Annotated in this window: 24 protein-coding genes; 11 read left to right on the forward strand and 13 right to left on the reverse strand. The window is 63.0% G+C overall.

What is annotated here, in order from left to right; all coding sequences use genetic code 11:
- Genes gspG through HBR94_RS03745 form a run of 6 tightly spaced genes read right to left on the reverse strand, consistent with a single transcriptional unit; the run spans position 1 to position 7,170 of the window.
- Positions 1-459 (reverse strand): type II secretion system major pseudopilin GspG, encoded by a 459-nt coding sequence (gene gspG, locus HBR94_RS03720; RefSeq protein ID WP_269835616.1) that lies wholly within the window; start codon positions 457-459, stop codon positions 1-3.
- 29 nt (positions 460-488) lie between these two features.
- On the reverse strand, positions 489-1,691 hold the full coding sequence (gene gspF, locus HBR94_RS03725; RefSeq protein ID WP_057440948.1) for a type II secretion system inner membrane protein GspF: 1,203 nt from the start codon (positions 1,689-1,691) through the stop codon (positions 489-491).
- On the reverse strand, positions 1,691-3,139 hold the full coding sequence (locus tag HBR94_RS03730; RefSeq protein WP_081044222.1) for an ATPase, T2SS/T4P/T4SS family: 1,449 nt from the start codon (positions 3,137-3,139) through the stop codon (positions 1,691-1,693). Before HBR94_RS03730 ends, gspF begins: the two co-directional genes overlap by 1 nt.
- A 5-nt stretch (positions 3,140-3,144) precedes the next feature.
- A complete protein-coding gene (gene gspD, locus HBR94_RS03735) occupies positions 3,145-5,088 on the reverse strand; it encodes a type II secretion system secretin GspD (protein WP_057440992.1) in 1,944 nt (647 codons plus the stop codon).
- Positions 5,089-5,101: 13 nt separating this feature from the next.
- Positions 5,102-5,545: a hypothetical protein gene (locus HBR94_RS03740; RefSeq protein WP_057440946.1), complete on the reverse strand. Its 444-nt coding sequence runs from the start codon at positions 5,543-5,545 to the stop codon at positions 5,102-5,104.
- Positions 5,518-7,170, reverse strand: a complete 1,653-nt coding sequence (locus tag HBR94_RS03745) for a lipoprotein UxpA (RefSeq protein ID WP_115128388.1) — start codon at positions 7,168-7,170, stop codon at positions 5,518-5,520. Before HBR94_RS03745 ends, HBR94_RS03740 begins: the two co-directional genes overlap by 28 nt.
- A 230-nt stretch (positions 7,171-7,400) precedes the next feature.
- Here HBR94_RS03745 and HBR94_RS03750 point away from each other — a divergent pair, with 230 nt between their 5' ends.
- Positions 7,401-9,431, forward strand: a complete 2,031-nt coding sequence (locus tag HBR94_RS03750; protein WP_170044176.1) for a PhoX family phosphatase — start codon at positions 7,401-7,403, stop codon at positions 9,429-9,431.
- Positions 9,432-9,890: 459 nt separating this feature from the next.
- Here the strand turns inward: HBR94_RS03750 and gspK are convergent, their stop codons facing one another.
- Positions 9,891-10,856 carry a type II secretion system minor pseudopilin GspK gene (gene gspK / locus HBR94_RS03755; RefSeq protein ID WP_057440944.1) on the reverse strand — a complete coding sequence of 322 codons (966 nt, stop codon included), beginning with the start codon at positions 10,854-10,856 and terminating at the stop codon, positions 9,891-9,893.
- Positions 10,857-11,017: 161 nt separating this feature from the next.
- On the opposite strand from gspK, the gene tatA reads away from it, so the two are divergent.
- The 6 genes from tatA to HBR94_RS28515 all read left to right on the forward strand — a co-directional run bounded on the left by tatA (position 11,018) and on the right by HBR94_RS28515 (position 13,799).
- The gene (gene tatA, locus HBR94_RS03760) at positions 11,018-11,233 is read left to right on the forward strand and encodes a twin-arginine translocase TatA/TatE family subunit (protein WP_115128392.1); all 216 of its coding nucleotides are present in this window, start codon (positions 11,018-11,020) and stop codon (positions 11,231-11,233) included.
- A complete protein-coding gene (gene tatB, locus HBR94_RS03765; protein WP_057440939.1) occupies positions 11,233-11,526 on the forward strand; it encodes a Sec-independent protein translocase protein TatB in 294 nt (97 codons plus the stop codon). The genes tatA and tatB overlap by 1 nt, the downstream gene beginning before the upstream one ends.
- Complete coding sequence (gene tatC, locus HBR94_RS03770) at positions 11,523-12,260, forward strand: twin-arginine translocase subunit TatC (RefSeq protein WP_115128393.1); 738 nt, start codon at positions 11,523-11,525, stop codon at positions 12,258-12,260. The genes tatB and tatC overlap by 4 nt, the downstream gene beginning before the upstream one ends.
- 73 nt (positions 12,261-12,333) lie before the next feature.
- Positions 12,334-12,846: a MarR family transcriptional regulator gene (locus tag HBR94_RS03775; protein ID WP_115128394.1), complete on the forward strand. Its 513-nt coding sequence runs from the start codon at positions 12,334-12,336 to the stop codon at positions 12,844-12,846.
- 76 nt (positions 12,847-12,922) lie between these two features.
- Entirely contained in the window at positions 12,923-13,693 is a 771-nt protein-coding gene (locus HBR94_RS03780) for a hypothetical protein (protein ID WP_170044177.1), read from the forward strand.
- Entirely contained in the window at positions 13,677-13,799 is a 123-nt protein-coding gene (locus HBR94_RS28515; protein ID WP_258558627.1) for a hypothetical protein, read from the forward strand. Before HBR94_RS03780 ends, HBR94_RS28515 begins: the two co-directional genes overlap by 17 nt.
- Positions 13,800-13,840: 41 nt before the next feature.
- Here HBR94_RS28515 and ycaC read toward each other — a convergent pair whose 3' ends face one another.
- A complete protein-coding gene (gene ycaC, locus HBR94_RS03785) occupies positions 13,841-14,467 on the reverse strand; it encodes an isochorismate family cysteine hydrolase YcaC (RefSeq protein ID WP_032861405.1) in 627 nt (208 codons plus the stop codon).
- A 249-nt stretch (positions 14,468-14,716) separates the two neighbouring features.
- On the opposite strand from ycaC, the gene HBR94_RS03790 reads away from it, so the two are divergent.
- On the forward strand, positions 14,717-15,688 hold the full coding sequence (locus HBR94_RS03790; RefSeq protein ID WP_170044178.1) for a LysR substrate-binding domain-containing protein: 972 nt from the start codon (positions 14,717-14,719) through the stop codon (positions 15,686-15,688).
- Positions 15,685-16,209 carry a ClbS/DfsB family four-helix bundle protein gene (locus HBR94_RS03795; RefSeq protein ID WP_057440921.1) on the forward strand — a complete coding sequence of 175 codons (525 nt, stop codon included), beginning with the start codon at positions 15,685-15,687 and terminating at the stop codon, positions 16,207-16,209. Before HBR94_RS03790 ends, HBR94_RS03795 begins: the two co-directional genes overlap by 4 nt.
- Before the next feature lie 148 nt (positions 16,210-16,357).
- Here HBR94_RS03795 and HBR94_RS03800 read toward each other — a convergent pair whose 3' ends face one another.
- Together HBR94_RS03800 and HBR94_RS03805 are read right to left on the reverse strand one after the other, a co-directional pair.
- Positions 16,358-16,852: a DUF2165 domain-containing protein gene (locus tag HBR94_RS03800; protein ID WP_057959289.1), complete on the reverse strand. Its 495-nt coding sequence runs from the start codon at positions 16,850-16,852 to the stop codon at positions 16,358-16,360.
- 112 nt (positions 16,853-16,964) lie between these two features.
- Positions 16,965-18,368, reverse strand: coding sequence for a PLP-dependent aminotransferase family protein (locus HBR94_RS03805; protein WP_170044179.1), 1,404 nt, complete (start codon positions 18,366-18,368; stop codon positions 16,965-16,967).
- Positions 18,369-18,455: 87 nt separating this feature from the next.
- Between HBR94_RS03805 and HBR94_RS03810 the strand changes: the two genes are divergently transcribed.
- Together HBR94_RS03810 and HBR94_RS03815 are read left to right on the forward strand one after the other, a co-directional pair.
- On the forward strand, positions 18,456-18,902 hold the full coding sequence (locus HBR94_RS03810; RefSeq protein WP_128592953.1) for a GNAT family N-acetyltransferase: 447 nt from the start codon (positions 18,456-18,458) through the stop codon (positions 18,900-18,902).
- Positions 18,899-19,519: an NAD(P)H-dependent oxidoreductase gene (locus HBR94_RS03815; protein WP_170044180.1), complete on the forward strand. Its 621-nt coding sequence runs from the start codon at positions 18,899-18,901 to the stop codon at positions 19,517-19,519. Before HBR94_RS03810 ends, HBR94_RS03815 begins: the two co-directional genes overlap by 4 nt.
- Positions 19,520-19,522: 3 nt before the next feature.
- Here HBR94_RS03815 and HBR94_RS03820 read toward each other — a convergent pair whose 3' ends face one another.
- From HBR94_RS03820 to HBR94_RS03830, 3 genes are all read right to left on the reverse strand, one after another.
- Positions 19,523-20,875, reverse strand: a complete 1,353-nt coding sequence (locus tag HBR94_RS03820) for an SLC13 family permease (protein ID WP_057440912.1) — start codon at positions 20,873-20,875, stop codon at positions 19,523-19,525.
- 88 nt (positions 20,876-20,963) lie between these two features.
- Complete coding sequence (scpB, locus tag HBR94_RS03825) at positions 20,964-21,758, reverse strand: methylmalonyl-CoA decarboxylase (protein ID WP_170044181.1); 795 nt, start codon at positions 21,756-21,758, stop codon at positions 20,964-20,966.
- Positions 21,755-22,984 (reverse strand): CaiB/BaiF CoA-transferase family protein, encoded by a 1,230-nt coding sequence (locus tag HBR94_RS03830; protein WP_120733371.1) that lies wholly within the window; start codon positions 22,982-22,984, stop codon positions 21,755-21,757. The genes scpB and HBR94_RS03830 overlap by 4 nt, the downstream gene beginning before the upstream one ends.
- Positions 22,985-23,067 lie beyond the last annotated feature (83 nt).

Raw genomic sequence — 23,067 nt, forward strand, 5'->3', positions numbered from 1 at the left:
CTAGAGGTCCCAGTTACCGATATCGGCGTCGGTGCCTTCGCCGCCTTCCTGGCCGTCGGCGCCCAGGGAAAACAAGTCCACCCGGCCATGCTGCCCTGGGGTGCGGTAGCCATAGGCATTGCCCCACGGGTCCTCGGGCAACCGGCGGATGTAGCCGTCGGCACGCCAGCTGCGCGGTAAGGGTTCCAGGCTCGGCTTGCTGACCAGGGCCTGTAAACCCTGCTCGGAGGTGGGGAATCGCAGGTTGTCGAGGCGGTACATATCCAGCGCCTGCTCCAGGGTCGCCAGGTCGGCCAGGGCCTTCTGGCGCATGGCTTTGTCCTGGCTGCCGAGTACGCTGGGCGCAACCACCGCGATCAACAGGCCGATGATAAAAATCACCACCATGATTTCCATCAGGGTAAAGCCGCGCTCGCGACGCTTGACCGCACGATTGCCAGGCATGGCGTGCTTTTGCATTTCAAGTTCTCCGTTTTCAGGTTGTCTGTTCAAAGGCTCAGGCCCTGATTGAGCTGCATGATCGGCAGCAACACCGCCAGCACGATGAACAGCACCACCGCGCCCATCAGCAGAATCATCAGGGGTTCGAATAACGCCAGCAGCAGGTCGACCTGGCGCGCAAACCCACGCTCCTGGTTGTCGGCGACGCGCTCCAGCATGTCGGGCAAGGTGCCGCTGGCCTCGCCGCTGGCGACCATGTTCAGCAGCATTGGCGGGAAGTGCCCGCTGGCACTCAGGGCGCGGTACAGGGTCACGCCACCTTCGACCTGTTCACGCACCGCCTCCAGGGCCTGGTGGATCTGCCGGTTGCCAACCGTGGCGGTGGCCACCTCCAGGGATTCGAGCAACGGCACGCCACTGCCGAGCAAAATCGCCAGGCTGCGTGAGACCCGTGCGCTTTCCAGCACCGACAACAGCACGCCAATGCGCGGCAGGCGCAAGGCCAGACTGTCGCGGCGCAAGCGCCATACCGCCTGGCGCAGCAACACCCGCGCGCCCAGCGCCAGCAACAAGCCTAGCCCCAGCAACCACGGGCCGAGCATTACCAGGCCCTCGCTGGCGCCGATCAGCACCCGGGTAATCAGCGGCAGGCTTTGCCCGGTGTGGCTGAACTGCTCGGTGAGTTTGGGCACCACAAAGGTCATCAGGCCAATCACCACCGCCAGCGACACCAGGATCAGCACCGCCGGGTAGATCAACGCCGTGCGCGCCTTGTGCCGTTGTTTCTGCACTTGCTCCAGGTGCTCGGCCAGGCGCTCCAGCACCGGCGCCAATTTGCCCGAGCGCTCGCCGGCCTCGACCAGTGCGCAATACAGGGTATTGAACTGCCCACCCTGGCGACGCAGGCTCTGGGCCAGGCTCAAGCCTTCGCCCAGGGCACCGCGCACCGCCACCAGCAGGTTGCGAATCGCCGGCTCCGCCAACTGGCGTTCCAGGGTGGCCAAGGCATCCACCAAGGGGATGCCGGCGCTCAACAGCGTGGCCAACTGGCGGGTCAATTCGCACAGTTGCCCATGGTTCAACCGTTGCCCGCGCGGGCTCGACAGGCTTGCGCCCTGCACCTGCAACTCACGGGCAAACAGGCCCTGCTCACGCAGCAGTTGCCGGGCATGGCGCTCGTTTTCCGCCTGGATGCTGGCTTTGCGGCGATTGCCGCGCAGGTCCAGCGCCTGGTAGCGATAGGTCGGCATCAGTCGCGCACCGCACGCAGAACCTGCTCCAGGCTGGTTTCGCCACGGCGCAGGCATTCGGTGGCCATGGCGGTCAGGCTCTGGCGCTTGTCGGCGAGGTATTCGTGCATGGCCGCTTCGCTGGCGCCGTCGTACAACAGGCTGATCAAGCCGGCATCCAGGGTGATGAATTCATAGAGGCCGATCCGCCCGTGGTAACCACTGCCCTGGCAGTCGTCGCAGCCCTGGGGGTGAAAGCTGTGTTCCAGCAGGGCCAGCTCCGGCCACAACTGGCGCTCGGCGGCCAGCAACGGTGCCGGCGTTGCGCAATGGCACAAACGCCGCACCAGACGCTGGGCCATCACGCCCTTGAGGCTGGAGGCGATTAGGAACGGTTCGATGCCCATGTCCCGCAACCGCGTGACCGCGCCCACCGCGCTGTTGGTGTGCAGTGTCGACAGCACCAGGTGCCCGGTAAGGCTAGCTTGCACCGCGATCTGGGCGGTCTCCTGGTCGCGGATTTCGCCGAGCATGATCACGTCCGGGTCCTGGCGCAGGATCGCCCGCAGGCCGCTGGCGAAGGTCATGCCGGCGCGGGGGTTGATCGCGGTCTGGCCGATGCCGGTAATCGCGTACTCCACTGGGTCTTCGACGGTGAGGATATTGCACGAACCATCGTTCAGCGCATTCAGGCTGGCATACAGCGTGGTGGTCTTGCCCGAGCCGGTGGGCCCGGTGCTCAGCAAGATCCCGTTGGGCCGCGACAGGCAGGCGCGCAGAGCCTGTTCGACCTCTGCAGGCATGCCCAGGTTGTTCAGGTCCAGCAGGTTGGCCTGCTTGTCCAGCACACGCATTACCACACGTTCGCCGTGAATGCCGGGCAAGGTCGAAACCCGGATATCCACCTCGCGCCCGCCGGAGCGCAAGGTAATGCGCCCGTCCTGGGGCTGGCGTTTTTCGGCGATATCCAGGCGCGCCATGACCTTGATCCGCGACACCAGCATGGCCGACAAGGCCCGTGGCGGGCGCAGGATCTCGCGCAGATGGCCGTCCACCCGCAAGCGCACCACCAGGCTCTGTTCGAAGGTCTCGATATGGATATCCGAGGCCCGCAAGCGCAGGCCTTCAGCGAACAGGCCATTGATCAGGCGGATCACCGGCGCTTCGTTGTCACTCTCCAGCAGGTCTTCGATCCGTGGCAGCTCGTTGATCAGGCTGTCGAGATCGACCTGCTCGCCGATGCCCTCGATCAACGCTGCCGTGGCCGACTCGCCGGCCTGGTACAAGGCCCCCAGGCGCAGTTCGTATTGGGCCGGATCGAGGTGCTCGACCAGCGTCGGCAGGCCATGCACGCGCAGCACTTCCTGCAAGGCGTCGGTGTCGACATCCTCGCGCAAACACAAGGTCCAGCCTTGCGCGCCCGGCGCCCGCGCCAGGCCCGCCTGGCGTGCCAGTCTATAGGGCAACAACGTACTCACCACACACCCTCGTCGAGACGTTCGCGGCTGGCCGGGAACAGGCGCAGCAAGGCGTTGTTATCGGAGATCGCGGGCAATGCCAGGTTCGAATTGACCTTTAGGTTGCGGTACTTCTCGCTGCTCAGTTGAGCCAGGGTTTCGCCGTCGCGCATGATCCGCGGGCGGATAAACACCATCAGGTTCTGCTTGGTGCGCTGGCTGGCGTTGGAGCGGAACAGCCGCCCTATCCCTGGGATATCGCCGAGCCACGGCACACGCTGGTCACTGTTCTTGGCCTCGTCGCCGATCAGCCCGCCCAGCACCACCAAGCCGTTGTCTTCGACCATGACCTTGGTCTTGATCTCGCGCTTGTTGGTGATCACATCGCTGGCGCCGGTACTCTCGGCAATCGACGAGACCTCTTGCACGATGTCCAGGCGCACGGTGTTGTCGATATTGATCTGCGGCTTGATCCGCAGCTTGATCCCCACTTCCTTGCGCTCGATGGTCTGGTAGGGGTTGGTGTTGTTCTGTGTCACCGAGCCCGTCACAAACGGTACTTCCTGGCCCACCAGGATCGACGCTTCGGCGTTGTCCAGGGTCAGCAGGGTTGGGGTCGAGAGCAGGTTGAAGCCACTTTCGCTTTTCAATGCATTGAGCAGCGCAAGGAAGTTCAGCCCGCCGCCATTGAGCTTGCCGAAGCCGGCGGTCGCCCCTGGCACATTGGCCAACAGCTTGCCCAGGCCTGCGGTGTCGCCGCTGCCAGCGGCCCCGGCCAGGCCGGCGATGCTCGTCCCACCATTGGTAAAGTTCACCGCGCCGCCGCCAAACGAGTCGCCCAGAAACAGCCATTGCACCCCCAGTTCCTGGGCGCGGGTGTCGGAGACTTCGGCGATGATTGCTTCCACCACCACCTGGGCGCGGCGGATATCCAGTTGTTCGACGATGGTGCGGTAGGCGGCGATTTCGCTGTCCGGGCCGACCATCACCACGGCGTTGGTGCCCTCCTCCGACTCCATGCGAATGCCTGAGGCGCTGACCGCCATCTGCTTGGGCGCACCTTCGGTGGGCACGCCTTCGCCACCGGCGCCCGGGGTGTCCTGGCTCAAGCCGCGCAGCACCTTGACCACCTCAGCCGCATTGGCATGGCGCAGGTACATCACCACCGTGTTCGAAGGTCGCAAGGCAGTCTGTGGCTGGTCCAATTGCTTGAGCAACGCGCGCACCCGCTGGCGGCTGTCGGCACTGCCGCGTACCAGCAACGCGTTGCTGCGCGGGTCGGCAACCACCTGCGCGCCATCGGCGCCCTGCTCGCGGGCCAGCAGGCGGGTCATCAATTGTGCGGTGTCGTTGGCGCTGGCATTGACCAGGGGCAGCACTTCCAGGGGCTCCTGACTGACCTGGTCGAGTTGCTGCAACAGCGCGTCGATACGGTCGAGGTTGCTGCGCCAGTCGGTGATCACCAGCAGGTTGGCCGACGGGTACGGGCTGATCACTCCCACCCGGGGGTCAATCAGCGGCTTGAGGATATTGAGCATCTGTTCACTGGCGGCGTTGCGCACACTGAATACCCGGGTGGCCATGCCATCGTTGGCTTGCACGGCCTGGCGTGCAGACTCCACCGGCACCGGCTCCAGGCGCGCGGCCTGGTCCGGCACGATTTTCACGCTGCCATTGGGCAGGTTGACCGCAGCAAAACCCTGGGCGCGCAACTGGGCGAGGAAGATGTCATAGATGGCCTCGCTACCAAGCATATCGAGGCTGCGCACCGTGACCTTGCCCTTGACCCGTGGGTCGATGATGAAGGTGGTGTTGGTGATGCGCGACACGCTGTCGATAAAGTCCGTGAGTTCAGTGTCGATGAAGTTCACTTCATACAAGGCCGGCGCGTCTTCGGCGTGGGCTGGAGTCACACTCAAGGCCAGGCACAATGCGCTCAGGCCCAGGCATTTATTGATCATGTGCATCGTCGGTTCATTCCTTGCGCTTGAGGCCGATCACCGGTCGCTCAGTCGGCCATGGCAAGCGCTCGCGCTGCCCTTGATTGTCGAAAATCAGCCCACGGTCATCAATGTCTTGCAGGACGATGCCGGGGGCCAGGCGCTGACCCAGGGTCAGCGTGCGTTCTTGTTGCTGATAGCGCAGGACCAGTACCGTGGCGCGCAACGGCGTGGCCTTGAGGCTGCCCAGGTAATCGACCTTGAGGGTGGTCAACGGCAGGTCGTCGCTGGGAGCCTGACGCGGTGTCCAGTGGTTGCTCAACAGGTCGGCGACCGGCGCCGCTGGCGGGTTTAGCGCGATCGGTTGCGCGATGCCGTGCCACAGTTGCAGCACACATTGCGCTGCCAGCCAGGCCAGGAGCGTTGCCAGCAGCAGGTTGCCCGCACGGTTCAACTGACCAGGCTCCGTGGATGCCATCCCGGATGCCCCTGCACATAGCGCACTTCGGGCAATTGCAGCGGCGCCAGTTGCCAATCCGCCGGCTGCTCGCGCAACCAGCCTTCAAGGTGCTGCCACAGCGGTTGCCCGGCATCGGCGGCAAAGCCCAGGCCAAAGGTGCGGCAGGTGCCGACCGGCTCGGCAAACTCACTGACCCGCTTGCCGCCCGGGCTATAGGTGACCTGCCAGGGTTGGCCGAGCCAGCGTGGCAAGTCCTGGCTGTTATCCAATAGCAGTGGTTCGCCAAACAGCTGTTCGGCGCCGTTTTCCAGGACCTGGCGCACCTGCTGCGCCGGGACATCCACGACCGGCGCCGGGTAGCTGGCGCTCAGGCTGATCAAGTGTTCGCGGGTAATCATCTGGCCACGGGCCAAGGGGCTGTCGTAGCGCAGGCCCGGCAGCAGTACCGCACTCTTGGGCTCGCGGGCCAGGGCCTGGTGCAACAGGCGATCCCAACTGCCGGCGCGCACATCGCGGCGCCAGAGGTTTTCCGGGGCCTTGGCCAAGGGTTGGTCGAGCCACGCCGCGTGGGCTGCGCGCTGTTGTTGCAGGCGTGGTTGCAGGCGCTGGGCGTGGGCCTGGGCGGGAGCGTCCAACGCGCTGGCCTGGGCCGCAAAAAAGCGCGCATCAAAGCGCCATTGCCCGGCCTGGGCCTGGCAGCGGATACGGAAGGCGCCGCTGGCCCGGGTCCCGCCCAGCACCACCGGGACGCGCTTGCCGGAGCTTTGCAGGATTTCTACCGGCTGCGGCCACAGGTCCTGGCCACGGGCACACAACATCAAGTCCACCTGACTCAGGCGCTCGGCCAGCCAGAAGCCCGGGCCGGTACCGACATCGGCCAGGGCCACCACCAGGTCGGCTTCTTCACGGGCCTGGGTGAGCACCGGTTGCAGGCTGTGCAACCACTCTTTCAAAGACCCTTGCTGGTCCCGCGCATAAGGGTCGGTAATGCCAACCACGGCGATGCGCACGCCGCCCCGGCGGAACACCTGCATGCCTGGGGTGGCCAGGCGTTGCGCGCTGGCGCTGGCCAGCCCGGCGCCCAGCACCGGGTGGCCGAATTGCTGGTACAGGCCCTGGCATTGTTCGGGCCATAGCACGCGCTCGTCGCTGCTGACTCGCACTTCGCTGCCGAGCAACTGGCTGCCCTGGACCCCGGACAGGCCACGGGTCAGGTAAGCCAGGCCGCTGCCGTTCCAGCACTGGCCGTTTTCCAGGGTCAGGCTATTCTCAGGCCCGGCTTCATCGCGCAGGCGTTGCAACACCGCGCCGAGTACCGCGTAGCCGCCGGTTTGCACACCGTCACTTAAGGAGGCATCCAGCAGGCCATCCAACTGGCTGCCATCGGCCTGGCGAAAACGCGCATTGGCCCCGGTAATCCAAGGTGCCTGGCCGATGCGCGTCGCCGGCCCCAGGCGTGTGGCAGGTACCACCGGGCGACCCGGCAGGCGTGCATCGAGGGTGTCAGCGATATACAACAGGTCGACCGGCTGGCTGTCCGCAGGCCCCGCCGCAGCCCCCCGGCTGGAGCAGCCGGCCAGCCACGGGGCACAGGCGCCCAGCGTCATCCATCCCAATACATCGCGCCGCACCATTGAAACCATTGTTCTCTCACCCTGAGGCTAACTGCTTTAAGGGCGGCATAGTGGGGGTCAATTAATGACGGTTTAATGTCAGTTTTTTAACAAGAGTGAAATATGCAAATCTGCAACAAAAGGAAATAAAAAAATTAAACTTAAATACATTTTTAACAAAACCGACCGCGAATCATCACATTCGGCTCTTAGAGTTCGGGCTCCTTTCAAAAATCGTGATCTACAAAGGACCTGATGAAATGAGTCGAGAGACTGGCGACAACCAGAATCGCAACCTGAGCCTCAATGAGCCGATGGAATCGGTACTCACTGCCTACCTGAGCCGCCGCAGTGTGGTACGGGGCGGGCTCGGCGCCGCGATCGCCATGATTGCCGGTACCGGCCTGACGGGCTGTTTTGACAGCGGCGGTGGCTCGGACAACGACACCCCTACCCAGCCGCCAAAGCCGGCACTGAAACTGGGCTTCAACTCGATCCCCGGCTCCCTCACCGATGCCTGCACCGTGGCCGCCGGCTACACCGCCCACGTGCTGGCCCCTTGGGGTACACCGCTGAACAGCAACGCTGCCCCCTGGAAAAGCGACGGCAGCAACACCTCGACCGACCAGGCCAACGCGGTAGGCATGCACCACGACGGCATGCACTTCTTTCCAATCAATGGCAGCTCCACCGACGGCCTGCTTGCGATCAACCACGAATACATCGATGCGCAAGCCCTGCACCCGGCGGGCCCGACCCTGGTCGGCGGTGTTCGTCCGGTCGAAGAAGTGCGCAAGGAAATCAACGCCCACGGTGCGGGTGTGATGCGCATCAGCAAGGTCAACGGCCGTTGGCAGGTGATGGAAAACGATCCATTGAACCGCCGCTTCACCACGGCTACGGTCATGGACCTGGCGGGGCCGATGAAAGGCACCGAGCACGTAAAAACCAAATTCTCGCCGACCGGCACCCAGACCCGCGGCACCAACAACAACTGTGGTAACGGCTATACCCCGTGGGGCACCTACCTCACCTGCGAAGAAAACTGGCCAGGGATTTTCGTCAATAAAAGTGGCGCCCGCCCGGCAGACCAGGTACGCATCGGCGTGGGCACCGGCAGCGGCAACTATCGCTGGGAGAGCGTTGCCGGTGATCCAAGCGAGGTCAACGGTGAGTTCAGCCGCTTCGACGTGACCCCAAGCGGCGCCACCGCCACTGATGACTACCGCAACGAAGCCAGCACCTATGGCTACATCGTTGAAATCGACCCGTACAACGCTTCGACCCGCGCCGTGAAACGCACCGCCCTCGGCCGTTTCCGCCACGAAGGTTGCTGGCCGGGCCTTACCACCGCCGGCAAGCCAGTGGTGTTCTACAGCGGTGACGACTCGCAGAACGAGTACCTGTACAAATTCGTCTCCACCGCCTTGTGGGACCCGGCAGACGCCAACCCCAGCGACCGCCTGGCCACCGGCGCCAAGTACATGGACAGCGGCAAGCTCTACGTGGCGCGCTTCAATGCCGACGGCAGCGGCAACTGGTTGCTGCTCGACGTGGCCAGCCCGACCGTGGATGGCAGCACCCTGGGCGCGAAGTTCACCGACCTGCCGGGGATCATCCTCAACACCCGTGGCGCGGCCGACGCCGTGGGCGCCACGCCGATGGACCGCCCGGAGTGGACCTCGGTCAACCCGCTCAATGGCGACGTCTACCTGACGCTCACCAACAACACCAGCCGCACCGTGGCCAACGCCGCCAACCCGCGCGTCAAAAACAAGCACGGGCACATCATTCGCTGGCATGACGCGGACAACCAGGTGTCCTTCACCTGGGACATCTTTGTGTTTGGCGCCAACGCCGCAGGCGCCCCGGACATCAACCGCTCAGGCCTGACCACACTGAACCAGTTCGCCAGCCCGGATGGCATGACCTTCGACAGCCGTGGCGTAATGTGGATCCAGACCGACAACGGCGAAAAAACCCTGACCGACTACACCAACGACCAGATGCTGGTGGTGATCCCGACCAATATGGTCGATGCCCAGGGTAAGCAAGTGCCGGTCAATGCGCAGAACCAGGCCGACCTGCGCCGCTTCTTCGTCGGGCCTAACGGTTCTGAAGTGACGGGGGTGACCTTCACACCCGATAACAAGACGGTGTTCGTCAACATCCAACACCCGGACAACTGGCCGTCCACCGGTGTGGCTACCGACGTCACGGTCGGCACAGTCCGCCCTCGCGCCTCCACGGTTGTGATCCAGCGTGCTGACGGGGGTGAATTGGCGATCTGATTCAGCGGCAGGAGCCGGCCCGGCTCCTGCATCACGATCCTTGTGGGAGCTGTCGAGCTCCGGCGAGGCTGCGATGACGAGGTCATTGCCAGCATGGATGTTGGCTGATCTACCGCTATCGCAGCCTCGCCGGGGCTCGACAGCTCCCACATTTGCTTTGTGGTGATCTCAAAATCAACAGGTGGGATCTCGGGTTTGCGCCACACTGCACAGCAAATGTGGGGGCTTGCCTGCGATGGCGGTGGATCAGCCGCCAGAAACAGTGACTGGACTGCCGCTTTCGCGAGCAAGCCCGCTCCCACAGGGGATCTGCGCGGGGCAGAGAATGTTGGCACCACCACAAATCAAATGTGGGAGCTGGCTTGCCTGCGATGGCGGCAGGTCAGCCAATAGATTTATCGACTGATACACCGTCATCGCGGGCAAGCCCGCTCCCACACAAATCCGCTCCCATACGCGCTATAACGGCAAAGGCTCCCGCGAGCGCAGCAGCATGCCCTGTGCCGGCACCCGCGCATGCCACTTCACGACCCCCTGGGCCTCGACACGGTACTGGCTGCGAAAGCGCTGACCATCCAGGTCTATGTCCAGGAGCAGCAGAAAGTGGTCACCGTTGAGCTGCAGACCTTCGCTCAAGCGCTCGAACATCGCGTCGTCCATCGCCCCCAGGGCCTGGCGCAGTTCGCCCGCATCGCGATAGCCCCCCGCCGGCCGCGCGCTGACCAAGCGAGTCAGCACCGAACGCGACACCTCGCCCTCGTACAACGCATCCAGCAGCGGCAGCATTTCCAGGTTCAACGCATTGGCATTCAGGCGCCAGCCAGCCGTCTCGTCCAGGCTGCATAACTGCGGGTAACGCAACGCCCGCAGTGCGTCGGGCACCGCCAGCAGGTTCAGCTCGCTGATATCGCGCATGCGTTGATTGGCCGCCAGGCGCGGTGGCGACTGGCGCAAGTATTCGTTGCTTTCGGCACCTTGCAGGCGGGTCTGCTGGTCGGCGTCGAGCCAGTCGGCCAGGGTCTGGGCCAGGCGTTCGGCGGCCATGTCCGCCCCCAGCAGATGCACCAACTGGCGCTGGGCACGTTCGGCTTCGGGGCCGATCAGCGCGTTGACGTTGAAGCAGGTGTGCAGGTCGCGAATCTGGATGCTCGCCTTGCCCCCCTTGAAGTCATAAGCCAACGGCTGCCCGCGCATGGCCTGCCAGAACAACGGGCTGGCGCGCCACAGCGGGTCTTGCAGGGCCTGTTCGGTAAAGGCCAGCGCCGCCCGTTCGATCGCGCGGGCCTGCACCCGCTGTTGCACCAGGCGCACGCTGTCGACCTGCTGGCGCCCCTGCTCGACCATCCAGGCCATGCCTCCCGCCAGCATCGCCAGGGCCACCAGCACCATCAACAACGCCGCCCCCTGCTGCCGTTTCTTGTCCATTGCCACGCCACCTTTTATGCAGATCCTGGCGACAGTCAACACAGTGGATGTTTCAACCAAGTGGCAGACTCACACAATTCCCGCAAAACCGTCACCGCGCCGTCATAAAGCCTCGGCAAACTGCGCCTTCATTTTTCAAATCAATGGCTTGGAGTGGCGTTATGGGAGGTATAGGGATTTGGCAACTGGTCATCGTGCTGCTGATCGTGGTGATGCTGTTCGGCACCCGGCGCCTCAAGGGCCTGGGCAGTGATGTGGGTGAGGCCATCAAGGGCTTTCGCTCCTCCATGGGCAACGAACCCGGCGCCCAGGCGGCAGAAAAGACCAGCCTTGAGGTGCAAGCCGAACCTCAGCGACCTGCCGACAGCAAACTCTGATGTTCGATATCGGTTTTAGCGAACTGCTGCTGGTGGGCCTGGTGGCGCTGCTGGTGCTGGGCCCCGAGCGCCTGCCGATCGCCGCGCGCAATGCCGGGCTGTGGCTGGGCCGGGCCAAGCGGGCGATGAATACGCTCAAGGCCCAGGTCACCCAGGAACTGGACCACGAACACCTGTTGCAGAGCATCGACCAGCAACCCTTGCGGCAACTGGAGCAGCAACTGCGCGACGGTATCCGCCTGGACGCCCCGCTGCCAGAAACCGCCACGCCCAAAGGACCACCTGCCCCATGAGCGACCTGCCCTTGCCTGCTCCGCGCCTGTCGGTGACCGGCCACCTGACCCGGTTGCGCTCGCGCCTGGTGCGCTGCGTCCTGGCGATCCTCCTGGTGTTTTGCGCGCTGTTCCCCTTTGCCCAGCAGCTCTACAGCTTCGTCTCGCAACCGTTGCGCGACTTCTTGCCCAGCGGCGCAACCATGATCGCCACCGGGGTGACGTCACCGTTCCTGGCGCCGCTCAAGCTGACCATGATGATTGCCCTGTTTATCAGCATGCCGCTGTTGCTGCACCAGGCCTGGGGCATGATCGCACCGGCGGTGTATCGCCAGGAACGCCGCACCGCCGCCTGGTTGCTGGCCGCCAGCGTGGTGCTGTTTTACCTGGGCATGGCGTTCGCGTTTTTCCTGGTGTTCCCGATGATGTTCGGCTTCTTTACCAGCGTGACCCCGGACGGCGTGGCGATGATGACTGATATCGCCCTGTACCTGGATTTCATCCTCGCGCTGTTGCTGGCGTTCGGCCTGGCGTTTGAAATTCCGGTGGCCACCTTCCTGGTGATCTGGGCCGGGATCACCGATGTGCAGACCCTGCAGAAGAGCCGGCCGTATGTGATCGTCGGCTGCTTTGTGGTGGGCATGCTGCTGACCCCGCCGGATGTGTTTTCGCAGACCATGCTGGCGGTGCCGATGTGGATTCTGTTTGAGCTGGGGCTGCTGGCCAGTCGGTCGGTGAGCAAGCCGCGCTCCTGATGCCGCCGGCACCTGGTCCGGGGACATTAAACAAAATGTTGATTTAGTAAGGCGCCAAGATAAACTGCGCCTTATGAATATTTTAGAAAACAAACACCACATCATGCTGCATGAGCTTGAGGGGGTACCGGCCGAGGCCAGGGACAGCGTAAAACTGTGTTTCGAGCTACTGTCGGCGGCGGCCGCGATCAATCGCGTGTGTGCCATCCGGCTCGCTCGCTACAACCTCTCGGAAGGCCGCTTTGTCATCATGCTCACCCTCAAGAGCGCTGGCGGGAAGCTCTCGCCCCTGGAGCTGGCGACGCGCCTGTCGATTACCACCGGCACGGTGACCGGCTTGCTCGACGGCCTGCAGGGCGACGGCTTTATCAAGCGCAAGACAGACCCTGCCGACCGGCGCAAATTAATCATCAGCCTGACTGCCGACGGCAAGCGCGTGGTCGATGAGGTATTCGCCGAACACACGCACTGGATCAGCGGCATCATCCAGGGTCTGAGCCCTGAGCAACGCCAGGGGTTGTCCGAGTCGCTCTATTGCATTTCCACCAGTCGCGCACTGTCCCCGCCACTGCCGGATGGGCATTAGGCCCACTACAAAACCTGTTCGAACGGGAAGAGGCCTTGCCCGGGGAGCAACCCATGAACACAGCGCTGGGATCAATATGAGTGAAGAACGCAAAGCCCTGATCGACCAGGGCCGCCTGACAACCCGCAATCTGGGCGAGTGCCTGGCAGTCGACCAGGTGGCGCTGGCGCAGGCCCTTGCCTCGCAGGTGGAAACTTCCCTGGCCCAGGCACTGCTGAGCGCGGCCCAGGCCGGCCAGGCACTGGGCATTTCGAAGAAAGTCGCGGGGCTGGGCCTTGCGCTGGGCCAGTGGCTGGAAAGCGCCGCCCTGCCCCTGCGCGAACGGAGCTGGCAGTTGCTGCTGGAGCATCCTTCTGACACCGTGCGCAGTTGGGCGGCCTTCGCCAATGCCTTCTGCGTACGCGACACGCCGCTGGAACAGGCGTTGCTGAGCCAGTTCCGGTTCGCCACCGACAGCCACTTTGGCGTGCGCGAATGGGCCTGGATTGCCTTGCGCCCTCTACTGGCCCAGGACCTGACGGCTTCGCTGGAACTGTTGCGCAGCCATGCCCGCAACGACAACCCGCTGATCCGCCGTTTCTGCGTTGAAATCCTGCGTCCGCGCGGGGTCTGGTGCGAACACATCGCCCCACTCAAAGCCCAGCCGCAAATCGCCGAACCCTTGCTGATTGCCATGCTAGAGGAAACCGACAAATACGCCCAGGACTCGGTGGCCAACTGGATCAACGACGCCAGTAAAACCCGGCCGGACTGGGTGCAGGATTTGTTCGAGCGCTACCCACCCAGCGGTAAGGCCGCCACCAGGATTTTTACCCGGGCGACCCGCAGCCTTGCTCAACGAAAGTGAACAGGCGCTACCCATCTCGCTCAAGGAAAAGCTTCAAACCGTCACGGACCAGATGGCCCGACTGCCGACCGAAGTCGTGCACAAGTTCCAGGCGGCACTGGACTGAAATAGCGGCTGCCCGTGACAGGGCAGCCACCCCCTCTGGGCTTACTTGCCCTCGGTCAACGCGTTGTAGCTGGTGAACAGGTTGCGATAGTCAGGAATGTGGTTGGAGAACAAGGTCCCCAGGCCTTCGATATCGTTGCGCCAGTCGCGGTGCAGCTCGCACGCCAGGCCAAACCAAGTCATCAGTTGGGCGCCGTTGGCGGTCATGCGGGCCCAGGCCGATTGCTGGGTCAGTTCGTTGAAGGTGCCAGAGGCATCGGTCACCACAAACACGTCATAGCCTTCGGCCAGGGCCGACAGCGCCGGAAACGCCACGCACACCTCGGTGACTACGCCCGCGATGATCAGTTGCTTCTTGCCGGTAGCCTTGATGGCCTTGACGAAGTCTTCGTTGTCCCAGGCGTTGATCTGGCCAGGGCGGGCAATGTACGGCGCGTCCGGGAACAGCGCCTTGAGCTCGGGCACCAGCGGGCCGTTGGGGCCGGTTTCGAAACTGGTGGTGAGGATGGTCGGCAGCTTGAAGTACTTGGCCAGGTCAGCCAGGGCCAGTACGTTGTTCTTGAACTTGTCGGGCTCGATATCGCGCACCAGTGACAGCAAGCCAGCCTGATGGTCAACCAGCAGGACAGCTGCGTTGTCTTTGTCCAGGCGAACGTAGGGTTTAGACATCATGATGCTCCTGGTAAAAAGGTGTTTCCCGAAATGGGCCGCACCGGAAAGAGTCAACGGTGTTTATGGCGCTGGGAGTCTAGCTCGTCGTCACTGAACCACTTTCACTGACAAAATCCGCCTATTGACCGTCCTCGCGTACCCCGCTGATGGTTGTAGGAAAAAACCAGGGTCCCACTTTAGTCATCACACTAGGTGCTCGGTAGTGGTTGAATTAAACTTCACCATCTCAAAAATGGAACGATACCCATGTTCGACCTGAATGAGCTCTTCCTCTACGCCAAGGTGGTTGAGCATGGTGGTTTCGCAGCGGCCGGTCGGGCGCTGAACATGCCCAAGTCGACCTTGAGCCGCCGGGTCAGCCAGCTGGAAGCGCGGCTGGGGGCACGCCTGATACAACGCTCCACCCGTCAGTTCCAGGTCACTGATATTGGCCAGGCCTACTACCGCCACTGCGTGGCAATGACCGCCGAGGCAGAGTCCGCCGAGGAGCTGATCGCCTTCAACAAAGCCGAGCCGCGCGGAGTGATTCGCCTGAGTTGCACCACCGCGCTGCTCAATTACTGGGTAGCGCCGATGCTGGGCCAGTTCATGGCGCAGTGCCCCAGCGTTGAACTCAACGTGAAGAGTTTCAACCGCAAGGTCGATGTGATCAGCGAGGGCTATGACATTGCGCTGAACCTGTGCTTCCCGCCCCTGGAAAGCAGCGACCTGGTGATGAAACTGCTCGCCAGGAGCCCCCAGGTGTTGGTAGCGAGCCCGGCGTTTTTGCAGGCGCATCCATTGCCCCTACTCCCTGCGGATTTATCCGGGCTGCCGACCATCAACTGGGGCAGCCCGCTGTTGCAATACACCTGGGGGCTGACCGAGCCAGAAGGCATGAGGGCTGAGATCTGCCACACCCCACGGCTGGTCAGTGACGACATGCCGACCCTGAAAAGTGCGGTACTGCTGGGCGTGGGCATCGCCAACCTGCCACTGGCCGTGGTCAAGGATGAGATAGACGACGGCCGCCTGGTCAGCCTGCTCCCCGACTGGCAGCCCACCGAAGGCGTGATCAGCGCTGTCTTCCCTTCAAGGCGCGGGCTGTTACCGTCGGTGCGTACCTTGATCGACTTTCTGGCGCGGGCGTTTGAGGCGCAGCAGAGTACAGGGCATGTATATGACAACGTTCAACCATCAGGCCGGCGAGCACATTCAGATAGCCCAGGTAAATCATGACGGTCCCTCAGAACAAACAAGAACTGCTCGATGCCATCAATACCCGCTATGAAAAACTGCTCAGCATCATCCGGCGGGTACCCATGCCCCGGGTCAACGAATGCAGCCTGGAGGGGCATGCCAAGGGGACGCAGATGAGCGTCGCCAATCTGGTCGCCTACCTGGTGGGCTGGAATGAATTGGTGCTCAAGTGGCTGGACGCGGACGCCGCCGGCACTGTCATCGACTTCCCGGAAACCGGCTTCAAGTGGAACCAGTTGGGCCAGCTTGCACAGAAGTTCTACCGCGACTACCAAGGCATCCCTTTTGAGCAATTGCTCGAGCGGCTCGACAGCGCAAAGCAGCGGATCGTGTCCAGCATCCAGAGCCGCGAGAATGCCGAGCTGTATGAATGCCCGTGGTACGAGCACTGGACGATGGGGCGGATGATCCAGTTCAACACCGCCTCCCCCTATGACAATGCACGTGGGCGCTTGCGCAAATGGCTTAAGGCAGAAGGCCCCAGTTCTCAGCCTGCATAGGGACGGTGTCGCACCATGTCTCCAACATTGCCTCTCAGGCATTGATCGCAAAGGCCCGGTTTGTCCCCAGCGGGAGCATCGAGCACCTTGACGAACACGTCCCTGAACGGATGTTCGTCAAATTCGTTCGCTGACCGTATGAGGCGCTTCAGTCGCGATCAGCCTCCGCCTGGTTGAGAAAAATCAGCACCCCGAGCAGCGCCATATAGAACTTGAATGCCGCTTCCTGGCCGTTCCACTGATGGGATTGCCACATCAGGAACCACTCACCGCCAATCACCATGAAGCCGAAAAACCACACCAGCAGGCCCGCAGTAAAACCGACAATGGCCACCTGTTTGGCGGCATCGAACTGCCGGCCAGTACCTAGCCTGGCCCGCCACATTGCCAGCGCCCCACGGGCCAGTAATACGGCAGTCAAGGCTTCGCCGGCGATGATCAGCCCATAGGCGCCATGCCACAGCCAGGGTGTAGTGATTGCCCGGTACATGGCCGTATTACCGGGAAAGGTGGTGTCCATGCTCAACACATGCTTGACGAAGGCAAAGTTGGAGCCGTAATCAGTAAGGTTGTTGAACGCCACCAGCGCGGCGAAGGCCGCCAGCATCAGGGTCAGGACGATTTTTGCGTAGCGGGTGGTCATGTTTGCTTCCCAGGGCAATGAAAGGGCTACGCTAGCACGTCCTTTGAGTGCCTTCGAGACACACAGTTGTAGGGTTTTACCTAGCGATAAAAGCCTTTTTCCGGCACACCACCTAGGTGATGACTTGAGCCAATCGAAGCGCCACCGCGGCAGCCTGTTCAGCGCTGGCGATGTTGGTAAAACCCAGTACCAGGCCGTGCCTGGGCCTGGCCTCGAGGTACCACTGCGACAGCGGCTCGACAGCGAGGCCAATGGCCCGGGCGCGCTGAGCGAGTTCAACATCATCCCCTTCACTCAGGCCCGCAATCAGGTGCATGCCTCCGGCCTGGAGGTTGATCGACAGCCGTTCGCCGAACTGTTGCTGCAGCGCATCGACCAGCCACTGGCGACGGCGCGCGTAGAGCGTACGCATTTTTTTCAAATGCCGTGCAAAGTGCCCCTCGTAGAGGAAGGCGCTGACCGTCGCCTGGAGAAGCTGCGGGCAGTGGTTGTGCAGGCGGTCAGCCTGGCGGGCGAAGGCGTCGCTTTGCGCCTGCGGCACCACCAGATAGGCCAGGCGCAGGCCCGGAAACAACACCTTGCTAAAGGTGCCGGTATAGAGCACCCGCCCCTGCTGGTCGAGGCTCTTGAGCGCAGGCAAGGGCCGGCCCTGATAGCGGTATTCGCTGTCGTAATCATCCTCGATGATCCAACTGCCTTGGCGACTGGCCCAGTCCAGCAGTGCTAGCCGGCGCGGCAGGGACAGTGACACACCCAGCGGGCTCTGGTGGGTCGGCGTGACCACGGCAAAGCGTGCATCCGCACAGCGGGCGATGCCTTGCGCGACATCAAGCCCCTGCTCATCCACGGCAACCGGCACCAACTGCACGCCGGCCTCCCGGAGTGTGTTGCGCGCCATGAAGTAGCCCGGCTCTTCCAGCCAGCAGCGATCGCCGGGGCGCATCAGCGTGTGGCTGATCAGGTCCAGGCACGCGCGATAGCCCGCGCAGACGAACACCTGTTCCGGGCGGCAGACAATCCCTCGGGCAATCCCCAGGTAGCTGGCAATGGCTGTGCGCAATGCTGCATGGCCACGCGGGTCCGGGTACACCAGCCCCTCGAGGCCGGCCTGGCGCAGTTGACGACCGGCCAGCCGGGTCCAGAGCTTGCGGGGAAATGCATCCAGTGCGGGCAGCCCCATCTGCAGTGCCAACGGCAGCGCCCCGCAATGATTGGACGAGTACTGCGGCGCAGCAACCGGGGCCTGGAGTACGGGCGAGGCAACGGCAGCCAGTTGCGGCGTGACAATCGTCCCGGCGGCGCCCCGCGCAACCAGGTAACCCTCCCCTATCAACAACTGGTAAGCCGCTTCTACCGTGCCACGCGCCAGGTTCAACTGCGCCGCCAACGCGCGTACGGCAGGCACGCGATCCCCCGGGCGCAGGCGGCCATCGGCAATGGATTCGCGAAATCGCTGGTAAAGCTGGCGATACATCGGCGCGCTCTGGCTACGGTCCAGCGTAAAGGGAGGAATCATGGCCTAGTCATTTATGCACTTTTCGGCCCTGTAGCTTAAGTCATCGGGGCTTTAAGGTCAGCTACCTCTCTACAACGGACGACCGACATGGCTTATACCCTTGGGCATCTGGAGGACCAGCAGGCCTTCGCGGCCAGTTTCAACCTGATGCACGTGCTGCGACCCCATGTCGCCAACCCGGCCCACTATGTCGCGCAACTGCTGCGCCAGGTCGGGCAAGGCTACCGTCTACTGGCTGCATGGGAAGCTGGGCAGGTGGTGGGTCTGGCCGGTTACCGCGAGTTGGAGAACCTGCTCTACGGGCGCTTCATTTACGTCGATGACCTGGTGGTACACCCCGACCTGCAGCGCGGTGGCCTCGGCGCACGGCTGCTGGACGCCGTGCGCGAAGAAGCCGTGCAGCGCGGTTGCGCGCATTTTGTGCTGGACACCGGGCTGCATATGCCGCTGGCCCAACGTTTCTACTTTCGCCAAGGGCTGCTGGCCCACGGCATGCACTTCACCCAACGCCTTCACACAGAGAGTCCGGCATGAAGAGTGTTCTATTGATCAACGCCAGCCCCAATGGCCAGGTTTCCCATGCGAACCAGTTGGCACTGGAACTGGTGGACACCCTTCGCCAGCGCCACCCGACGCTCGAACTGGTCGAACGTGACCTGGGCACACACCCACTGCCACCGCTCGGCATGGATTACGCCCGGGGCCTGGCGACGACCACGCCGTTCGACGCGCCGGCTTTCGAGGTTTCCGAAACGCTGATCCGCGAGTTGGAAGGCTGCGATATCCTGCTGATTGCCACGCCAATGCACAATTTCACGCTGCCCGCTGCATTCAAGCTGTGGATCGACTACGTCCTGCGTATTCACCGCACATTCAGCTCAGGGCCCGAGGGCAAGACCGGTCTGCTGAGCAACCGTGCGGTGTATGTGCTGGTGGGTTCCGGTGGTTTTCATCAGGGCGCGTCGGCACGGCAACCGGACTTCCTGACACCTTACCTGCGCCAGGTACTGGGCACCCTCGGGCTGTTCGACCCGCACTTCACCTACCTCCAGGGCCTGGTATTCGGTGAGGAAGCGGTCCAAGCAGCGCTCCAGGAGAGCCGTGCCCGTCTGTCACTGGAGTCACTGTTCAACCCACTGATGGGTACCTGATCGTCACAGCAGGCCCGGCACCACCAGGGTCAGCCAGGCAACACACGGCCCGACCAGGGCAATCACTGCGCTGTAGATCAGCAGGCTGCGCAAGACTTTTTCGCGCTCCTGCGGCGGTGTATTGGCAACCACCAGTGCGCCGTTGGTGGAGAACGGGCTGGTATCGACGATGGTGGTGGAAATGGCGATGGCCGCGACCACGCCGACCGCACTGATATGGCCCTGGCTCAAGAAGGGCACGGCCAGGGGAATGATCACCCCCAGCAACGCCGTGGACGACGCAAAGGACGAGATGATCGCGGCGGTAAAACACAGCAGCAACGCCACCAGCAGCGGCTCACCCAGCCCGGAGATGCCATGGGCGACATAGTCGATGGTGCCGATGGTCTGCATCACGCCGATGTAGGTGATGATCCCGGTGATCAGCAGCACCGTCGACCAACTGACCTTGTCGATGGCCGCCTTCTGCGCCGTGGGTGCGAACATGGCCAACACCACCGCGACCGTCATCGCCACCAGGCCGATATTGAACTTGAACACCAGCGCCGAGATCGCCAGGGCCAACAAGCCGATCAGTGTCGATAGCTTGGCCCCGTCCAGGCCACTGACAGCCTGTAGCGGCGCACCGGCGCCGGTCAGGTCGGTGCGGTGATAGGCCGGGGAAGCCGGCGTACCGCCATGGCCAAGAATCGCCAGGGATGCACCCGCCGCATGCAACGTGGGGCCGAACGAGACCGGTGCCAGCGACAGGCGCGCGCTGCGCAAACCGCCGAACACGACGAAGACCACCATGGCAATCCCCAGGTTGAACAGCAAGCTGGTGATGAACAACGTGAACGGCGCATAGGGCAGCCCGGACGACGCCACGATCTGATTGGTGATGCCACCGAAAATGCTCACCGGCGAAAAGCTGCCGCCCTGGGCACCATGAATCACCATCAGCCCCATCAACACCGGGTTGATGCGGTACTGCACGGCGAAGTTCAGCGCAATCGGCGCCAGGATCGCGGCTACCGCCGGGCTCAGCGCGCCGAAACCGGTCAGCAATGCCGCCACCACGAACATCACCCAGGGGATCCAGGCGACGCGTCCACGCACCATCAACACCGCCCGCTCGATCAGCCAGTCGATGGTGCCGTTGTTCTGCGCGATGCCGAACAGATAGGTGACCCCGACCAGCGTCAGGAACAGGTCACTGGGAAACCCGGCAAAGATCGTCGCCGGGGTCATTTCCAATATCACCGAACCGACGACAAAGGCCGCCGCAAAGGCCAGCGCGCCCATGTTGATGGGCAACACGCTGGCGATGCCGAAGATGACCACCAACACCAGAATCGACAGAAGCTCATTATTCATTGCAATCTGACTCCCCGCAGTCGGACGGCCCCGCAGGTACCGCCCTTGTTATTATTTTTTCGGGATGTGGCGCTACCGCACGCGTGTTCTAGCGACCGCCGAACACCGCCGGCCGGCGCTCGGCAAAGGCTGCCAGGCCTTCGCCAAAGTCGGCGCTTTCACAGGCTTGTCGGCGCAGTTCGGCAATCTGTTCCATCGCCTGCACCGGCATCGGTTGCAGGTCTTCAAGGATGCGCAGCTGTTCCTTGACCGCCGCAACCGCCAGGGGCGCCTTGCTGGCAATACCTTGCGCCAGCTCCAGCGCAGTCGCTTCCAATACATCGCTGTCGACCAGCCGGTTGACCAGGCCAAAGCGTTCCGCACGCTGCGCATCAAGCTTCTGCGCCGTGAAGAACATTTCCTTCAACACATGAATCGGCAAATTGTTGAAAAAGCGCAGCAAGCCGCTGGTGGTGTACGGCAAGCCAATGTTCACGGGTGTCATGGCGAAGCTCGCGCTGTGATCTGCCACGACCATGTCGCAACTCATCACCAGGTCCACTGCGCCGCCCCATACCGAGCCAGACACCAGGGCAATCACCACCCCGGGATAAGCGCGGATGCTGCGCAATACGCGCTCGAGCGGTTTGCCGTAGGCAATCGGGTCGCGGTCGTGTTGCAGTTCACGGATGTCGTGGCCGGCACTCCATACCGACTGGCCGACTTCGCTGCCCAGGATCACCACCGGGATGCGTTGTGCCGCCAGGGTTTGCAGGCTCTCATCGAGTGACTGCAACAGTTGTGCGCTGAGTGCATTGCGTTGTGCGGGGTTGCTGAAGACCAGTCGCGCGATGCGCTCATCGACTGGGTGGACGGTCACGGTGGCAGTAGCAGCGGGATTCATTGTGCGGTTCCTGTGGATTGGGTGCAGGGGCTGTCGGCGGAGTCCTGGAACACGACCTTTGCGTCGAGCAGTGCGTTGATCGAGGCGCTGTCGAAGCCGGTTTCACGCAGGATTTCGACGGTGTGTTCACCCAGCAGTGGCGGTGGGCGGCTGGCACCGCTGGCAGTGCTGCCAAACACCGGGGTCACCACCTGGCGCAGGGCGCCGAGAGTCGGATGGGTAAGTGTTTCAGTCAGTCGGCTGTGCAGCACCTGTGGGTCGGCGAACACCTCATCCAGGGTATTGATCGGGCCTGCGGGTAATCCTGCGTCGACAAACAGAGCGGTCCATTCGCGTTTGCTGCGGGTTTTCAAGCGGTCTTCGAGAATATCGCGTAATTCATCACGACGTTCGACCCGCGCTTCATTGGTGGCGAACCGCGGATCGTCCGGTAGCCCGGGCAAATCCAGCAGTATGCACAGGCGCCCCCACATGGCCGAAGTAATCGGCGCCAGATTGAGCGGGCCATCCAGGGTCTGGAACACGCCATAAGGCGCAATCACCGAATGGGCGTTGCCGGTGCGGCGCGGCACGTCCCCGAGGCTGAGGTAGCGTTGGCCATGCACACTCAACAAGCCGACCAGGCTGGCCAGCAGCGAGGTGCTGACATGCTGGCCACGCCCGCTGCGCTCGCGCTCCAGCAGCGCGCCCAGCACGGCTGTCACCAGCCACATGCCCGACGTCAGGTCGCCAATGGCGGTGCCGGTGCGCGTCGGGTCGCCATCGCCGAAACCGGTCAGGCTCATCAGCCCCGAGTAGCCCTGGGCGATCTGGTCGAAGCCCGGCCAACTGCTCATCGGCCCATCGGCGCCAAAGGCGTTGATGCTGCCCAACACCAGTCGTGGATTGCGGGCGCTGAGCACCTCATAACCGAGGCCCATGCTGTGCAGCGTGCCGGGCTTGAAGTTCTCGATGACCACATCGGCGTCATCAATCAGTTGCTGGAGGGTGGCCAGCCCCTTGGGGTTGCGCAGGTCAATGCACATGCCGCGCTTGTTGCGGTTGCACGATAGATAGTAGGTGCTCACGCCCCGGTCAAAGGGCCCCCAGGTACGGCTCATGTCGCCATCGGGGCCGGACTCGATCTTGATCACATCGGCACCCAGATCTGCCAGCACCATGGTGCAGAACGGCCCCGACAGTGCGCGACTCAGGTCGACGATTTTCACGCCTTGCAAAGCTTGCATAGGGTTCTCCAGTGAAGAACGCTTAGTGGGTTGTGGTCCGAGTCTAGGCGCCGTATCTCATAAACTAAAAATATGATATTCCT

Origin of the sequence: Pseudomonas sp. WS 5412, from assembly GCF_012985615.1 — a bacterium.
GTDB classification, from domain to species: domain Bacteria; phylum Pseudomonadota; class Gammaproteobacteria; order Pseudomonadales; family Pseudomonadaceae; genus Aquipseudomonas; species Aquipseudomonas shahriarae.

What these genes read in the sequence shown, in the direction of transcription:
- gspG (WP_269835616.1), bottom strand. Translation starts at nt 459, where the DNA reads ATGCAAAAGCACGCCATGCCTGGCAATCGTGCGGTCAAGCGTCGCGAG.
- gspF (WP_057440948.1), bottom strand. Translation starts at nt 1,691, where the DNA reads ATGCCGACCTATCGCTACCAGGCGCTGGACCTGCGCGGCAATCGCCGC.
- gspD (WP_057440992.1), bottom strand. Translation starts at nt 5,088, where the DNA reads ATGATCAATAAATGCCTGGGCCTGAGCGCATTGTGCCTGGCCTTGAGT.
- HBR94_RS03740 (WP_057440946.1), bottom strand. Translation starts at nt 5,545, where the DNA reads ATGGCATCCACGGAGCCTGGTCAGTTGAACCGTGCGGGCAACCTGCTG.
- HBR94_RS03745 (WP_115128388.1), bottom strand. Translation starts at nt 7,170, where the DNA reads ATGGTTTCAATGGTGCGGCGCGATGTATTGGGATGGATGACGCTGGGC.
- HBR94_RS03750 (WP_170044176.1), top strand. Translation starts at nt 7,401, where the DNA reads ATGAGTCGAGAGACTGGCGACAACCAGAATCGCAACCTGAGCCTCAAT.
- gspK (WP_057440944.1), bottom strand. Translation starts at nt 10,856, where the DNA reads ATGGACAAGAAACGGCAGCAGGGGGCGGCGTTGTTGATGGTGCTGGTG.
- tatA (WP_115128392.1), top strand. Translation starts at nt 11,018, where the DNA reads ATGGGAGGTATAGGGATTTGGCAACTGGTCATCGTGCTGCTGATCGTG.
- tatB (WP_057440939.1), top strand. Translation starts at nt 11,233, where the DNA reads ATGTTCGATATCGGTTTTAGCGAACTGCTGCTGGTGGGCCTGGTGGCG.
- tatC (WP_115128393.1), top strand. Translation starts at nt 11,523, where the DNA reads ATGAGCGACCTGCCCTTGCCTGCTCCGCGCCTGTCGGTGACCGGCCAC.
- HBR94_RS03775 (WP_115128394.1), top strand. Translation starts at nt 12,334, where the DNA reads ATGAATATTTTAGAAAACAAACACCACATCATGCTGCATGAGCTTGAG.
- HBR94_RS03780 (WP_170044177.1), top strand. Translation starts at nt 12,923, where the DNA reads ATGAGTGAAGAACGCAAAGCCCTGATCGACCAGGGCCGCCTGACAACC.
- ycaC (WP_032861405.1), bottom strand. Translation starts at nt 14,467, where the DNA reads ATGTCTAAACCCTACGTTCGCCTGGACAAAGACAACGCAGCTGTCCTG.
- HBR94_RS03790 (WP_170044178.1), top strand. Translation starts at nt 14,717, where the DNA reads ATGTTCGACCTGAATGAGCTCTTCCTCTACGCCAAGGTGGTTGAGCAT.
- HBR94_RS03795 (WP_057440921.1), top strand. Translation starts at nt 15,685, where the DNA reads ATGACGGTCCCTCAGAACAAACAAGAACTGCTCGATGCCATCAATACC.
- HBR94_RS03800 (WP_057959289.1), bottom strand. Translation starts at nt 16,852, where the DNA reads ATGACCACCCGCTACGCAAAAATCGTCCTGACCCTGATGCTGGCGGCC.
- HBR94_RS03805 (WP_170044179.1), bottom strand. Translation starts at nt 18,368, where the DNA reads ATGATTCCTCCCTTTACGCTGGACCGTAGCCAGAGCGCGCCGATGTAT.
- HBR94_RS03810 (WP_128592953.1), top strand. Translation starts at nt 18,456, where the DNA reads ATGGCTTATACCCTTGGGCATCTGGAGGACCAGCAGGCCTTCGCGGCC.
- HBR94_RS03815 (WP_170044180.1), top strand. Translation starts at nt 18,899, where the DNA reads ATGAAGAGTGTTCTATTGATCAACGCCAGCCCCAATGGCCAGGTTTCC.
- HBR94_RS03820 (WP_057440912.1), bottom strand. Translation starts at nt 20,875, where the DNA reads ATGAATAATGAGCTTCTGTCGATTCTGGTGTTGGTGGTCATCTTCGGC.
- scpB (WP_170044181.1), bottom strand. Translation starts at nt 21,758, where the DNA reads ATGAATCCCGCTGCTACTGCCACCGTGACCGTCCACCCAGTCGATGAG.
- HBR94_RS03830 (WP_120733371.1), bottom strand. Translation starts at nt 22,984, where the DNA reads ATGCAAGCTTTGCAAGGCGTGAAAATCGTCGACCTGAGTCGCGCACTG.